Origin of the sequence: Microbacterium sp. NPDC019599 (genome assembly GCF_040632175.1) — a bacterium.
In the GTDB taxonomy this organism is placed as follows: Bacteria; Actinomycetota; Actinomycetes; order Actinomycetales; family Microbacteriaceae; genus Microbacterium.
On the sequence record NZ_JBEYBL010000003.1, the window covers coordinates 20746 to 35043 of the forward strand.

At 70.1% G+C, this 14298-nt stretch carries 11 protein-coding genes; 6 read left to right on the top strand and 5 right to left on the bottom strand.

What is annotated here, in order from left to right; all coding sequences use genetic code 11:
* Nucleotides 1-27: 27 nt before the first annotated feature.
* Nucleotides 28-3378: a DUF5979 domain-containing protein gene (locus tag ABZ477_RS06850; protein ID WP_360129912.1), complete on the bottom strand. Its 3351-nt coding sequence runs from the start codon at nt 3376-3378 to the stop codon at nt 28-30.
* A 141-nt stretch (nt 3379-3519) separates the two neighbouring features.
* On the opposite strand from ABZ477_RS06850, the gene ABZ477_RS06855 reads away from it, so the two are divergent.
* On the top strand, nt 3520-3936 hold the full coding sequence (locus ABZ477_RS06855) for an MmcQ/YjbR family DNA-binding protein (protein WP_360129915.1): 417 nt from the start codon (nt 3520-3522) through the stop codon (nt 3934-3936).
* Nucleotides 3937-3974: 38 nt separating this feature from the next.
* On the opposite strand, the gene ABZ477_RS06860 is transcribed toward ABZ477_RS06855, so the two are convergent.
* Nucleotides 3975-5390 (bottom strand): DUF2252 domain-containing protein, encoded by a 1416-nt coding sequence (locus ABZ477_RS06860; RefSeq protein WP_360129917.1) that lies wholly within the window; start codon nt 5388-5390, stop codon nt 3975-3977.
* 133 nt (nt 5391-5523) lie between these two features.
* Here ABZ477_RS06860 and ABZ477_RS06865 point away from each other — a divergent pair, with 133 nt between their 5' ends.
* The 3 genes from ABZ477_RS06865 to ABZ477_RS06875 are packed head-to-tail and all read left to right on the top strand — an operon-like array spanning nt 5524 to nt 8625.
* Entirely contained in the window at nt 5524-6255 is a 732-nt protein-coding gene (locus ABZ477_RS06865) for an ion channel (protein ID WP_360129920.1), read from the top strand.
* Nucleotides 6252-7280, top strand: a complete 1029-nt coding sequence (locus ABZ477_RS06870) for a hypothetical protein (RefSeq protein ID WP_360129923.1) — start codon at nt 6252-6254, stop codon at nt 7278-7280. The genes ABZ477_RS06865 and ABZ477_RS06870 overlap by 4 nt, the downstream gene beginning before the upstream one ends.
* A gap of 58 nt (nt 7281-7338) precedes the next feature.
* Nucleotides 7339-8625 carry an ion channel protein gene (locus ABZ477_RS06875; protein WP_360129926.1) on the top strand — a complete coding sequence of 429 codons (1287 nt, stop codon included), beginning with the start codon at nt 7339-7341 and terminating at the stop codon, nt 8623-8625.
* A gap of 1 nt (nt 8626) precedes the next feature.
* Here the strand turns inward: ABZ477_RS06875 and ABZ477_RS06880 are convergent, their stop codons facing one another.
* The gene (locus ABZ477_RS06880; protein ID WP_360129929.1) at nt 8627-9460 is read right to left on the bottom strand and encodes a mechanosensitive ion channel family protein; all 834 of its coding nucleotides are present in this window, start codon (nt 9458-9460) and stop codon (nt 8627-8629) included.
* A gap of 71 nt (nt 9461-9531) precedes the next feature.
* Here ABZ477_RS06880 and ABZ477_RS06885 point away from each other — a divergent pair, with 71 nt between their 5' ends.
* Nucleotides 9532-10644: an AI-2E family transporter gene (locus tag ABZ477_RS06885; protein WP_360129932.1), complete on the top strand. Its 1113-nt coding sequence runs from the start codon at nt 9532-9534 to the stop codon at nt 10642-10644.
* A gap of 203 nt (nt 10645-10847) precedes the next feature.
* On the opposite strand, the gene ABZ477_RS06890 is transcribed toward ABZ477_RS06885, so the two are convergent.
* Together ABZ477_RS06890 and cls are read right to left on the bottom strand one after the other, a co-directional pair.
* Nucleotides 10848-11447 carry a hypothetical protein gene (locus ABZ477_RS06890; protein ID WP_360129935.1) on the bottom strand — a complete coding sequence of 200 codons (600 nt, stop codon included), beginning with the start codon at nt 11445-11447 and terminating at the stop codon, nt 10848-10850.
* 40 nt (nt 11448-11487) lie between these two features.
* Complete coding sequence (cls, locus tag ABZ477_RS06895) at nt 11488-12951, bottom strand: cardiolipin synthase (protein ID WP_360129938.1); 1464 nt, start codon at nt 12949-12951, stop codon at nt 11488-11490.
* Between the two features lie 156 nt (nt 12952-13107).
* Between cls and ABZ477_RS06900 the strand changes: the two genes are divergently transcribed.
* The gene (locus tag ABZ477_RS06900; RefSeq protein WP_360129941.1) at nt 13108-14289 is read left to right on the top strand and encodes an AI-2E family transporter; all 1182 of its coding nucleotides are present in this window, start codon (nt 13108-13110) and stop codon (nt 14287-14289) included.
* Nucleotides 14290-14298: the final 9 nt, after the last annotated feature.

The window sequence follows — 14298 nt, forward strand, 5'->3', positions numbered from 1 at the left end:
CACATTCGTGCCCTCTCGCGGCTGAGGTCAGGCCCTTCGCGTGCGCGCCGCCACGAGACCCGCGCCGACGAGGATCAGGGCGAGCCCGCCGAGCGGGATGAGCGGCGAGAGACCGCCGCCGCCGGTCGCAGGCAGCGGACGCGTCGAGCCCGTGTTCGTGAGGGTGAGCTCAGCGGGTGCGCGGTCGCCCGTCACGGCGATGGGCAGGACGACTCGACCGTCATCCGCGGGCGTCAGCACCTCCCCGTTCACGCTCCACGTCGGCGTGCCCCAGTCGACGCCCGGAATCGAGGGCACCTCGCCCTCGCGCACCTCGAGGATCGATCCCACCGGGAAGTACGGCGAGGTGACGGCCACATTCGGCTCGAGCTCCACTCGGGTCTGAGCAACGTCGTCCCACCACCAGTCCATCGGGAACGTCGTGCCGGCCGGGACGGCGGATGCAGCATCCCCGTCCACGATCTTCACGACGGACCACCGTGTCATCTCGACCGCCGTGTTCGTCACTTCGAGCTGCGGCGTCTCGCCGAGTCCGATCTCGACGGAGCTGGACGGACTCCAGACGGTCTCGCCCCACTCGTAGCCCTCCGGCAGATCGGCGTCGTCCGGCTCGGTCTCCGACAGGTCTACCGTCGTGCCGATCGGGAACTCGAGGGGATCGCCGTTCTCATCGACCGGGCCCGCCGGCGTCCCGTCGGCGGGGAGCTCGAAGGTCCCGACCAGCTGATCCAGAGTCGGCAGGTGCACGACGTAGACGACCGTGAACGAGTCGGTGAGCAGGTCCTCCGGGTCCACGCCGACGAGGCTCTTGACCACCTGGAACGTCCCGGTGATGAGCGATGCGTCATTCGTGAGCGTCGTGTGCACGAGGGCTTCGCCGCCGTCCCCGATCACGAGCTGGGCGGGATCGAACGACGAGGCCTCCCACGAGACGGCGTGCCGGGTCGGTGCGCCGAGCTCGACGAACGTGACGACGGTGCCGTACGGGAACGTCCGCGGCTCTCCTGCATCGTCCAGAGGACTCACGGAGGTGCCGTCTCCGGGGACGCGCAGGATGCCGCGATTCACGTCGCCGGTGGGCAGCGTCGCGGTCCAGGCCACCGTGAAGTCGAGGTCGTCCGGCACCGGAGTGCCGTCCGGGAAGCCCGTGAACGCCTTCGACACCTCGAACGCGCCCATCCGCAGCTCGTTCGCGACCTCGATCGAGACATCGCCTGTCGGGGGAAGGGGGATGTCGACGATGGCCGTCTCGAGCGGTCCGGCGCCCTCGAAGTTCTCCGGCTGGTACTCCGTCACAGTGCCGTCCTCGGCCGTGACGCGGAAGACGGGGACCGTCCAGTCGGCGGGGTCGACGGCCGTGCCGTCGAGGGTCGGAAGCTGCTCGGCCAGCTGGAGGAACTCGGCATCCGTCTCGACGTCGTCGAGCAGCTGCGGGTCGCCCACCGGCAGGACGCGAGCGGTCCGAGCACCCGTCCCCGGGGGGTCGGTGTTGTAGCTCACGGTGTACTCGTAGGCGGGGTCGGATGCCGCGCCCGTCGCCGACTTCACGATCGTGACGGTCCGCTCCTCGTCGACCGGCACGACGCCGTTGGTGAGCTCGACGGCTACCGTCTCGGTGTCGCCGATGACGAACGTGCGCCCCGGCGTCCAGTGCGCGCCCGCCCACTCGTAGCCATCCGGTGGGTCGATGCCGTCGAGATCCTCTGTCAGAACGATGCGCGTGCCGACCGGGAACTCCTCCGCGATCACGACGACGGTGCCGTCGAACGGCACGTCGGCCGTGCCCTGCCCGATCTGCTCGCCGCCGAAGAACGCGGTCCACTGCACGGGCACGGACGCCGCCACGGGTGCCCCGGGCGTGCCGCCCGTCAGGTCGACGATCGACTTCGCGATCGAGAAGGTGCCGGCCTGCGCAGTGGCGGTGTTCGTCACGACGACCTGCGCGGTGCCCGCGCCGATCTCGAGCGGATTGGGGGAGATCGTCGGCTCCCCCCATTCCCAGCCGGGGACGCTCTCCGGCGCGATCTCGTCGAACTCGACGAGCGTGCCGAGCGGGAGCTGCTCGTCCGCCACGACCGGCGTGCCGTCGGCGGGCACCTCGATCGTGCCCGTCGAGATGACGTCGCCCGATGCGGGGTCCGTCGCGAGGTAGTTGACCGTGAAGGTCGTCCCCGGCGGCAGATCGTCGGCTTCGATACCGGACAGCGCCTTGGAGACCGCGAAGGTGCCGCTGTCTGCGATGCAGGTGATCTCGCCCGAGAACAGGAACGAGTGCGCCTCACCGCCCTGGAGCGTGACGTTGCGGCCGATCACCTGGCCGTCCAGCGGGGCTGCGTTCACCGTGACCGAGGCCTCGGGAGCGTAGATGGAACCGTCGATGCGCGCCTCCGCCGCCCTGACGGTGACGTCGCCGATGAGCTGCGAGAGATCCCACAGGATGTACGGGGAGTGGGCGCCCTGGGGGTCGGCGCGCGCGCCGATGACCTCCGTGGTCCCCTCGGGCACCCGGATGACGAGCGGGTTCGCGACGCCCGGGGTCGGACCCGGCGAGAACTGGATGAGGGCCGTGCCCGCGATGTCGGCGTAGTCGACGATGTTCGGCTGGTCGGCGCTCAGCTCCTCCAGCACGACCCGGCTGCCCGCATCCTCCGCCACGCCGACGGGGTGGCCCACTCCGTTCGTCGGATCCGCGATGTCGTCGAGGCAGCTCTGCGCCTCGGCCCACGACGCGTCGGCGTTCGTCTCGACGTAGTCGGCGACGGCGGTGGGGCCGGTGTTCACCGTGTAGATGCTGTCGTTGCCCGTCGCACCTGCCGGGGGAGAGGCATGCGCCGGGTACTGCTGGTGCGTCGAATCGATGAGCGGCGTCTGGTCGACGTTGGCCGGGTTGAGGTTCAGCCGGAGCCAGTCCGCCCTCGCGAACGCCTGCCACGGCCCGTCGCGCTCCACCATCTTGAGGTCGCCCCACAGATCGGGGTTGCTCGTGCCGGCGCTCGTGATGGCCAGGATGCCGGTGCTCGCGGTGCTGTAGCTGCCCACGAGGAGCCGCGTGGGATCTCCGTCGACGACGGGGAGATCGTAGTCGCCCGTCCCGGCGGCGACGTGGATGATCGCGTACTGGCTCGCCGTGGCAGGGGCGACAGTCGCGGTGCCGCCGGCGGCGATGCTGCCCTCCGTCTCCTGGTTCTGCAGCAGCACGTCCTCGCGCCCGTATACCGTGAACCCGCCCGCGAGCGAGAACGGGTTGACCGTCTCGGGGAACGCAGCCGACGCCGGCCCCGTCGTCGCCGCCTCGACGGCGACGACGCCCGCCGTGGCGAGCAGTATGGCGGCGAGGCCGGCGACGATGCGACGTGCAGGACGGGCGAGACGGGGCATGCGCGGCACTCCTCCTGCCGACCCGTGGCACCCGAGGATTCCGGGGAGCCGGCATGTTCAGTGAACCACAACCGGACAGCCGGCCGCCCGGCGATCCGTGGCAGCCCCCGCTGTCACGAGATCGGGAGCAGGATGGACGGCATGGCGACCCTCGACGACGTGCGCGCGATCGCGCTCGGACTGCCCGAGACGCGCGAGGTCGTCGACGGGCACCGTGGCGGCGCCGCGTGGCGCACGAGGAACGGGCTCTTCGTGTGGGAGCGGGCCGCGGGAAAGGCGGACCTCGCCCGACTCGCGACGCTCGGCCGGTCCTGGCCCGCCGGCCCGATCGTGGGCGTGCGCACGGACGGGCTCGACGACAAGGAAGCGCTCCTGCAGTCCTATCCCGAGGTCTTCTTCACGATCCCGCACTTCGACGGGTACGCCGCCGTGCTCGTTCGTCTGGAGGCGATCGAACCGGACTTCCTGCGCGAGGTCGTGACCGACTCATGGCTGCTCAAGGCACCGGCGCGCCTGGCGAAGGAGTGGCTCGCAGCGCACCCGCCCGCGGCGGGCTGAGCCGGAGCCACCCACGCAGACCAGCCCCGCGCGCCCGGTCAGCCGAGGCCGCGGACGGCAGCCTTTGCCGCCTGCGCGCCGCTCACCGGCTGCGGGTTCGCCTTGACGAAGGCGTCGAAGTCGGCGCGCGACAGGTCGGCGTACGCGTAGGCCCACTCCAGGATCGCCTCGCCGACCATCCGGCCGTTGCCGATGTAGCCCGCGACCTCGGCAGCGCGCGGCGACTGCGCGTGCGCGCGGGCGAGGACGGCGGCGCACGACTCCGCGTACTCGCGGAAGGTGGGGTCTTCGAGCTCGTCCATGTCGACACCGCCCTTCATGTCGTTGAACTGGCGCACGTAGAAGTCGCCCGCGAACGCGCGAAGGTGTCCGAGGAAGGGGTCGGAGACGGCCTGGAGGATGCGCTGGAGGCCGACCACCCGGCCGCCCTCGCCGTGCTCGGCGATGAATTCGACGAGCGCCTGCGGCTGCTCGATGCCGCCGTACTCCTCGAGCACGCTGCGGTTCGCCTGCTTGCCCTGCAGAAGGAGCGCGTTCGCGTCGCCGTCCTGCAGCAGCACGAGCGCGCACAGCGTGCCGACGCTGCCGACCCCCACGACCCGGAGGGCGATGTCCGACAGGGTGTACTGGGCGAGGACGAGACGGACGTCGACGTTCGCGGACGCCTGGTACTTCTGCATGTTCTCGTGGAGGCGCCCCTCGATCTCCGCCGTCGTGTGGGTCATCGTGGGAGGTCGCTCCACGAAGGTGAGGCGCCCGTCCTCGCCCAGGGTCGTGAGCTTGCGCGCGGCGCGCTCACCCGTCCGCTTCTCGGCCTCCTTGATGGCGGCGCGCATGGTCCGCTGGGACTCGGAGTCCATCGCCTTGAGCCCCGACTCGGCGTCGAAGTGCTCGAAGAACCGGTTGAGGCTGCTGCGCCCGGCGTTGGCCGCCATCGACCGCGCGTAGGTCCGCACGGCGGCCAGCGCCGACTCCTCGACGACCGTGCCGTCGCGTGAGGTCGCCTGACCGGCGATGACGATGCTCGTGACGAGGCGCTTCAGATCCCACTCCCACGGCGCCCACGCCGCCTCGTCGAAGTCGTTGAGATCGAACATGAGGGTGCGCTGCGGCGAGGCGAAGAAGCCGAAGTTCGACACGTGGGCGTCGCCGCAGGATGCGACGAGGATGCCGCTGTGCCGGTCGGCCGCGAGGTCGGCCGCCTGGATGGCGGCGGTCCCCCGATAGAAGGCGAAGGGGCTCGCCGACATCCGCTCGATGCGCAACGGCACGAGCTCGGGGATACGGGTGGCGTTCTGGGCATCGAGGATGCCGAGCGGATCGCGGTCCTTCGGGGTGAGGTGCGCGAGCGCACCGCGTGACAGCGCGTTGCGCGCGTCCTTGCCCAGAGCCATCCGCTCCTGGACGGTCGTCGGGCGCTCCCAGGGCAGAGCGGACACATGCGGCTCGGTCATGCGCACATCATGCCACCGGCTCGCGCGCACGGCGATGGGCCCGGATGAGCCGCCCATCCACCGGTCACACGGCTCGGGTGAGGCCTCGGCGGTGCACCGTCGACCGCGCGCGGGTCGCCTTTAGAGTGCACCCATGGCGCGCGAACGGCTGACCATGCAGCGGTGGGAGAGCCTCACCCACTGGCCGCTCATCATCGCGTCGCTGCTGTGGCTCCTCGCCTATTCGTGGAAGGTCATCGCCGACTCGCAGGGCACGGAGGAGATCGTCCTGTGGACCGTGATCATCGCCACGTACGCCGTCTTCGCCGTCGACTACGTCGTGCGGCTCTCGCTCGCTCGCCCGCGCGGCCCATGGTTCCGTGGGCACCTCCTCGATCTCGCGATCGTCGTGATCCCCATGCTCCGGGCGCTCCGGCTGCTGCGCGTGCTCACGGTCGTGACGTTCGGCAAGCAGTCTGCGGGGACGGTGCTGCGCAGCCGCATCGCCATCTACGGGGCGGGAGCGTCCCTCCTCGTGATCTACCTGTGCGCGCTCGCCGTGCTCGACGCCGAGCGCCGGTCCCCCGATGCCAATATCGTGACGTTCGGCGACGCCATGTGGTGGGCGTTCGTGACCGTCGCGACGGTGGGCTACGGGGACTACTACCCTGTCACGGCCCTGGGGCGCATCTGGGCCGTGGGCCTCATGGCCGGCGGCATCGCCATCGTCGGCACCGTCACTGCCACGGTGTCGTCATATGTCATCGAGAAGGCGGCCCACGGTCGCGACGACGACGAGGCCGCGACGCGCGGCCAGGTGCGCGGCCTCATGCAGCAGGTCGCCGAACTCAAACAGCTCATCGCCGACGGGGAGAAGAAGCCATGACGTCCGCAGCCGCAACGCCTCGCCTGCGCGCCTCCAGCGAGCGCACCCTCGAGTCGATCGCCCTCGCCGTCGGCGTGGGCGCCTTCATCCTCGTCGCGGTCATCGCCGTGATCGCGTTCCGCTTCCAGTCCGCGCCGATCGCCGGTCCGGACTCGGTAGGGCAGTTCTCCGCCGTGACGTCGGCGATCGTCGCGATCGTCGCCTTCGCCGGCGGACGGATGCTGTCCGGCAGCGTGCGGCCCGGCATCCTGGACATCGTCGACCTGGTGGCGCTCTCGTTCGCGCACGCCGTCATCGCGCTCTTGAGCTGGACGCTCGTCTCGGTCATCTTCGAGCAGGCCTTCATCGGCGCGGAGGTCTTCGCGATCCCCGTCATCCTCCTCTCCGGCGCCGTCGCGGCCGTCACGGGGTACGTCGCGTTCTACTCGGGCACGCACATCGATCTGCAGCTGCTCGCCGTCATCCTTGCGACGTTCCTCGTCGAGGGCATCGTCGCGAGCATGCTGACAGCATCCGACCCCCTGTGGTGGCAGAAGCACCTGAGCTCTCTCGGCGTGACCGAGGACTTCTCGTCGCTCGCGTTCAACCTCACGCTCATCGTCGCGGGCATCCTCGTGACGACCCTCGCCCGCGCCGCGACGCGCGGCATCCCCACCTCGCACCCGAACGGCATCGCCCGCGTGCGGCTGTGCCTCATCCTCGTCGGCGTCTTCCTCGCCTTCGTCGGCGTCTTCCCCGTCGACGACTGGTTCTGGATCCACACGGCGTTCGCCTCCGGCATGGCCGTCGTGTACGCCGTGCTCGTCATCCGGCTCCCCGTCTGGATCCCCGGGATGTCGAGATTCTTCGTGTACCTCGGCTGGGTGTTCCTCGCGGTCGTGGTGGGCCTGGGCGTCTTCTACGCGATCGGCTATTACACGCTCACGGCGGTCGAGCTCGTCGCCGGCACGCTCGTCTTCACGTGGATCATCCTGTTCATCCGCAGCGCCGCGGCGCTTCAAGAAGACATGCGTCCGCAGGAATGAAGATGCCGCGCCCCCGCGACCTCGGGCAGGATGAGTGCGCGATCAGAAGGAGAACGCGATGACCCAGCCGAGCACCGCCAGTCCTGCAAGCCCCGGCATCCGCACGCTGCTGCTGATGTCGGTGCCCGCACTGCTCATCGGCATCGGGTCCGCCGTCGTGCTGCGGGCGCTCGACCTGGTGTCGGAGCAGCTCATGCACTTCCTCTGGGACTACCTGCCGGGGCTGTTCGGCGCCTCGGAGAGCACGCCGTGGTGGATCTTCCTCGTCCTGACGCTCACCGGCGCGGCCGTCGGGGCGATCGTGTGGCTCATCCCCGGCCACGGCGGGCCCGACTCGGCCACGACCGAGCTCGGTGGAACCCCGCCCAAGCTGATGGCCGTCCCGACGATCCTCGCCGTGTCGATCCTGGGCCTCGCGGGCGGTGTGAGCCTCGGCCCCGAGAACCCGACGATCGCGGTCAACTCGGCGCTCGCCGTCGCCGTGTTCGGCCGGCTCTCGACCAAGATCCCGCCCGCGCTGCTGGTCATGCTCGCCGTGTCGGGCACGATCGGCGCCCTGTTCGGCACACCGGTCGCCGCAGCGCTCGTCTTCACGGGCATGGTCGGCGCGATGGCGATGCCGGGATCGCTGTGGGACAAGCTCTTCCTCCCGCTGGCCGCGGCGGGTGCGGGCGCGGTCACGATGCTGCTGCTCGGGGGCGAGACGATCTCCTTCACGCTCGCGCCGCTCGGCGACTACGAGTGGATCTTCCTGCTGCAGGGCTTCGCCGTCGCCGCGGTCTCCGCGATCCTCGGCGTCCTCGCCGCGTTCGTCTTCCCGTACCTGCACCGGGCCTTCCACGCGCTGCGCAATCCGCTCGTCTTCACGACCCTCGGCGGCATGATCCTCGGCGTCCTCGGCATCATCGGCGGCCCCATCACGCTCTTCAAGGGCCTCGAGCAGACCGCCGAGCTGCTCGAGCACCCCGACGACTACACACCGCAGCAGCTCGCGCTGTTCACGGCGGTCAAGGTCGTCGCGCTGCTCATCGCCGCGAGCGCGGGCTTCCGCGGCGGCCGCATCTTCCCCGCCGTCTTCGTCGGGACGGCCTTCGGACTGCTGGGCTACGCGCTCATCCCCGACATGCCGATCTCTCTCGCCGTGGCGTGCGGCGTCCTCGGGATCACCCTCGCCGCAACCCGCGACGGCTGGATCGCGATCTTCGTCGGCGTCGCGCTGTGCGGCGACGTCACGGTGATCCCGCTGCTGTGCCTCATCATCCTGCCGGTGTGGCTCATCGTCACGAAGGCGCCCGAGCTCGTCGTGCACCCGAAGGAGCCCGAGAAGGCCGCGGCCGCGGCCTGAGTCAGACGCTGTCCGGCGGCACGAGCGGAGGCAGCCCGGGGTTGCTCGTCGCCGTGCCCTCGACCCCGGTCTCCTGAAGGACGGCGGATGCCGCGGCGACGACGCCCGACGTCGCTGCGAGCCCGTCGGCGGGAGCGTGCCAGAACAGGATCCGCGCCGTCAGGCGCTCGGGCGAGATCGTGACGGCGACGGCGCGCGCCGGCTCGGCGCCATCGACGCCCGGGACGGAGGCCGCGGCGGCGGCGAGGCGATCGAGCAGGTCGGCCGTGTCGGCGCCGAGATAGCTCGTGCGCACCTGGACCTCGCTGCGGCGCAGCCCGCGAGACGAGTGGTTGACGATCGTGTCCTGGACCATCTTGGCGTTGGGCACGTGAACCGTGCGCCCGTCGTAGGTCTCGAGCACGACGGTGCGCGAGTTGAGGTCGCGCACGACCCCGACGATGGGCGTCCCGTCCGGCCCCTCGACCATGATCTCGTCGCCGAGCTCGACGGGTTTGCTCGCCTGGATGACGACGCCCGCGGCGAAGTTGTCGGCGACGCCGCGCAGCACGAGGACCGCGACGACCGCGAGTACGACGGCGAGCGCGAGGAGCGGCTGCATGTTGACGCCGAGGACCGCGAGGGCGAGGGCGACCGCGAGCAGCACGACGGAGTACGCGACGAAGCGGGCGATGAACACGGCGACGAGCTCCGACACCGTGGGTGCCTTGCGCAGGAGCGCGAGCGTGCCCTTGCGGGCGAGCCGCGAGAGGATCCAGCCGGCGATGACGAGCACGATCGCCAGCAGCACCTGCCACCACTCGACGGAGGTCGGCAGCAGCGCACTCAGGTCCACGGGCTCACGATAGCGACGCGGCAGGGCGCGCCCCGCTCGCCCCGCCGGGCCGCACGGCTACCCTTGCGCGCGTGAAGCCCTCGCGCCCGCCCGCCACGCCCGCGCCGCCGACTGCGCCGCCCGCGCTCTCGCCCATGCTGCGGATCCTCGTGGGGCTCGCGGCGGCCGTCGTCGTGCTCGCGGGCCTCTCGTTCGCGCGGGAGCTCGTCGGGCCGCTCGCCCTGGGCGCCGTCATTGTGATCATCTGCCACCCCGTCCGATTCCCGCTCGAGCGCCGGGGCTGGCCGCGGTGGGCCGCGACGACCGCCGTCATCGTCGTCGGCTACCTCATCCTGGGCGTCATGGCGGCGCTGCTCTTCTACGCGGGCGTGCAGTTCGCGCAGCTCGTCGCCGACTACGCCGACCAGCTCAAGGCGTCTGCGCAGAGCGTCCTCGACCTGCTCGAGTCGCTCGGCGTCGAGTCGGAGGCCGCGGATGCCGGGGCATCCCTCCTCCAGCCGCAGACCCTGCTCTCCTTCGCGACATCTCTCGGCGGCACCGTCGTCGGTGTGCTCACGGCGTTCTTCTTCGTCGTCTCGTACGTCATATTCATGGCCGCCGACGGCGCGCGGTACACGCGCGCCGAGGCGTCCTTCGGGCGCTCGGTGCGGCCGACCGTGCGCCGGTTCCAGGTGTACAACTCCGGCGTCCGCCGCTACTACGTCGTCAACGCGACCTTCGGCGCGATCGTCGCGATCATCGACGGCCTCGCGCTGTGGGCGCTCGGCGTGCCGGCTCCCGCCGTATGGGCCATCCTCGCGTTCGTCACGAATTTCATCCCGAACATCGGGTTCGTCCTGGGACTCATCCCGCCGGCGCTCCTGGCGCTCGTCGTGGGCGGCTGGCCGCTCATGCTCGCCGTCGTCGCGATCTACTGCGTCGTCAACGTCACGCTGCAGGTGCTCGTGCAGCCGAAGTTCGTCAGCGACGCCGTGAGTCTCAGCCTCACGCTGAGCTTCTTCTCCGTCATCTTCTGGACCTTCGTCATCGGTCCCCTGGGCGCGATCCTCTCGATCCCGCTGACGCTCCTCGTCCGCGCGCTCGTCCTGGAGAGCGACCCGAACGCTCGCTGGCTGCGCTGGCTGTCGGGCGACCCCGACGCGGCACCGCTGCGCGACGGCAAGGCACCCGAGCCCGCCGACTGAGCTCGTCGCGCCAGTCGGGCGGCCGGACGCGAACCTGAGCAGGTTCGCAACTCAGGCTGGGTGCGTGCAGCGGCCCCGATTCACGGCGTGTCGCGCTGCTTCCCCGCTCTCAGCCTGAGTTGCGAACCAGAGGCGGGATGTGCGGAACCCGCGCCCGCCCCCGACGCATGGACACGACAGGATGCTGTCGCCCGGGCCCGTGATCAGGGCTTGGGCGGCTCGATCACGATCATGGTGGGCGATTCGCCGATCGTGAGGTCTTCGGCCAGGCGCACGGTGCGGGCCACATCGTCGATGCTGGCGATGACCGTGCCGAAGCGCTCGCGGTCGGAGCACACGGCCGTGACCGTCACGAAGTGCGTGCCGGTGTCCCACGTGTATGTCGCGAACGGCGGAGTGCGCGGGTCGCGGGGGAGCGGCATCGCAAGCTTCTCGCCGGTCCCGAGGTACGGACTGCGGAAGTCCTCGGTGTCGTCGTACTCCATCGGCATCATCGCGCGCGCCGCACGCAGCTGCGACGTCGCCTCCTGCACCTGGGCCATCACGACGACGAGCTCGGGATCGGCCTTCCACACCCACACCAGCACGCGGCCCGCGGCCTTCCGCATGAGGAAAGGCGCCGCCTGGCTCATGCCCCACGCGAGGACCCCACTGCCGGGGCGCTCGGACGTGCCCATCGCACGGTTCGCCTGGGTCAACAGCATCCGGATCGCCGCCTTGCGGTGGCGGCGTCCCTTGAATCCGAGCGAATCGGTCACCGGCACCCAGAGCGCGGCGTCGGCGTCGGCGTGGAGTGTGGGCATGCCTCCAGGCTATGCGGTCACTCCGGGCGCTTCCCGAGCGTCAGTTCAGGGCGGAGGTGAGGCGCGCGACGCCGTCGTAGAACGTCGCCGAGCGAGGCTCGCGGCGCCACTCCTCGAGCGTCAGCTCGCGGCCGGCCTGCCGGTAGCCCTCCTCGACCTCGCGCATGCCCGCGACGAACGACTCGCCGCGCACGAGCACCGAGACCTCGGCGTTGAGGCTGAACGAGCGGATGTCCATGTTGCTCGACCCGATGACGGCGATGTCGTCGTCGATCGAGAAGTGCTTCGAGTGCAGGATGTACGGCGCGGGGTACAGGAAGATGCGCACGCCGGCCTCGAGCAGGACGCTGTAGTACGAGCGCTGCGCGTGACCCACGAGCCACTGGTCGGCGACCTCCGAGACGAACAGCTGCACCTCGAGTCCCCGTTCGCACGCCGAGGTGATGGCGTAGACCATCGCCTCGTCCGGCACGAAGTAGGGGCTCGTCAGGATGACCTTCTCGGTCGCGCCGTAGATGAGCGAGAGGAAGATGCGCAGGTTGTTCTCGGTGCTGTACGTCGGGCCGCTGGGCAGGACCTGGCACAGCAGGTCGCCCTTCGCGGGCATGGTCTCGACGGCGACGTACTCGTCGGAGAGCTGCTGGCCGGTCTCGATGAGCCAGTCCGACAGGAAGACGACGTTGAGGGCGGATGCCGCGGGCCCCTCGACGCGCGTCACGAGCTCCTGCCACTTGAGGCCCCGCTTGATGTTCTTGGGCGAGTCGTAGCTGCGGTCGATGAGGTTCTGCGATCCCGTGAACGCGACAGTGCCGTCGACGACCACGATCTTGCGGTGGTTGCGCAGGTCGGGGCGCTGGTACTTGCCCTTGAACGGCTCGACCGGCAGCATCCACGCCCACTCGACGCCGATGCGGTCGAGCTCCGCGGTCATCTCCTTGGAGTTCTGCACCTTGCGCGTCGCGATGTGGTCGGCGAGCAGACGCACGGTCACGCCGCGCTTGACGGCGTTCTCCATAGCCGTGAAGAACGGCCGGGTCGTGTCGTCGAAGCCGATGATGAAGAACTCGACGTGCACGAAGCGCTGCGCCTTGTCGACCTCGGCCGCCATGTCGAGGATCGAGCCGTTGTAATCGCCGTTGAGCGTCATCGCATTGCCGTGGAGGGCCGGGATGCCGGTCAGCTCCTCCGCCTGATCCAGCACGCGCTGGAACCACCGGGGCTCGTCAGCGTGCGGTGAATCGAGCTTCGCGAGGGCGACGCGCTCGCGGATCCGCGCGTCGATCTGCGCCTGCGCCTCGACGCGCGACTTCGGCAGCTTGATGCTGCCGATGACCAGGAACAGCAGGATGCCGATGTAGGGGAGGAGGAAGATCGCCAGCAGCCACGCCATCGCGGCCGTCGGCTTGCGCCGCTTCGGAAGGATGATGAGGGCCGCCAGGATGATGGCGAGATTCACCACGACGCCGGCGATCCAGATGAGGTTCGCGGTCAGTGCAGAGTCCACGGCGAGTTACTCCCGACCTCGGGGGCAGGGCGCGGTTCCCCTGCCGCTGTCCTGGAACGCTACCGGTCCGGGGCCGTTTCACGCTCACCCCGGCGGGGTGAGGATCACGCGGCGCCCCGCGGGGTCGCCCGGGCCTTCGCGCCCTAGAGTGGCGCCATGAGCGATTCGACCTCGTCGGCCGACGCCCCGGCGACGGGGTCCGAGCCCACCGCCACCGCCCCGGCGGTGCCGCTGCCGGCGCACGCGGAGCCGGCCGTGCTGAGTCTCGAGACCAGCCTGCGCGCGCGGATCCTCGCGACCCTCGACCGGCCGCTCATCGCGGGATTCGCCGCGACCCTCGGCGTGCTGGGGGCCCTCCTCATCGGTGGGGCCCTGCTCTCGATCTCGACGATCCTCGCCTACATCGTCCTCGCGCTGTTCCTCGCGCTGGGGCTCGACCCCATCGTCCGCCTGCTCGAGCGGCACAAGGTCAAGCGCGGCGCCGGCATCGGCATCGTGTTCGGCGCCTTCGCGCTGCTCATGGCACTGTTCCTGATCTTCGTCCTGCCGCCCGTGCTCGCCCAGATCGGTCAGTTCTTCTCCGACCTCCCTGCCGCGATCGATGAGATCCCGGATTCCGAGTGGTTCCAGGCGCTGCCCGCCGAATGGCAGGCCGGGCTGGGGACGGCGCTCGACCAGCTCGCCCAGACCTTGTCCGACCCGGCGTTCCTCGCGGCGCTCGGAGGCGGCGTCCTTGCCGTCGGCGCCGGCATCGTCGCGGCCATCTCGGGCGGCTTCATCGTCGTCGCCCTCACGCTGTACTTCCTCGCGTCGCTCGGGGCCATGAAGGGTGCCCTCTACGCACTCGCGCCGGCGCGCAACCGTCCGAAGCTCACCGACCTCACGGAGCGCATCACGAGCTCCGTCGGCGCGGCCCTCATCGGCTCGGTCACCCTCTCGTCGATCAACGCCCTCGCCGTGTTCGTGCTGCACCTCGTGATCGGCCTGCCGTTCGCCGCGCTCATGGCGGTCATCGCGTTCATCATCACGCTGATCCCGCTGTTCGGCTCGGTCATCTTCTGGATCCTGGCGTCGATCATCGCGCTGTTCTCCAGCCCGCAGCAGGCGCTGATCTTCTTCATCGCATATCTCGTCTACATCCAGATCGAGTCGTACGTCCTGAGCCCGCGCGTCATGAACAAGGCGGTCGAGATCCCGGCGGCGCTCGTGCTCATCGCGGCGATGGTGGGCGGCACCCTGATGGGCGTGCTCGGAGTGCTCATCGCGCTGCCGATCACAGCATCCATCCTCCTGATAATCCGCGAAGTCGTCGTCCCCAAGCAGGACGTCAAGATCTAGCCGCACGGG

Bases quoted from the DNA above. Each gene is read 5' to 3' on its own strand.
- ABZ477_RS06850 (WP_360129912.1), bottom strand. From the start codon at position 3,378: ATGCCCCGTCTCGCCCGTCCTGCACGTCGCATCGTCGCCGGCCTCGCC.
- ABZ477_RS06855 (WP_360129915.1), top strand. From the start codon at position 3,520: ATGGCGACCCTCGACGACGTGCGCGCGATCGCGCTCGGACTGCCCGAG.
- ABZ477_RS06860 (WP_360129917.1), bottom strand. From the start codon at position 5,390: ATGACCGAGCCGCATGTGTCCGCTCTGCCCTGGGAGCGCCCGACGACC.
- ABZ477_RS06865 (WP_360129920.1), top strand. From the start codon at position 5,524: ATGGCGCGCGAACGGCTGACCATGCAGCGGTGGGAGAGCCTCACCCAC.
- ABZ477_RS06870 (WP_360129923.1), top strand. From the start codon at position 6,252: ATGACGTCCGCAGCCGCAACGCCTCGCCTGCGCGCCTCCAGCGAGCGC.
- ABZ477_RS06875 (WP_360129926.1), top strand. From the start codon at position 7,339: ATGACCCAGCCGAGCACCGCCAGTCCTGCAAGCCCCGGCATCCGCACG.
- ABZ477_RS06890 (WP_360129935.1), bottom strand. From the start codon at position 11,447: ATGCCCACACTCCACGCCGACGCCGACGCCGCGCTCTGGGTGCCGGTG.
- ABZ477_RS06900 (WP_360129941.1), top strand. From the start codon at position 13,108: ATGAGCGATTCGACCTCGTCGGCCGACGCCCCGGCGACGGGGTCCGAG.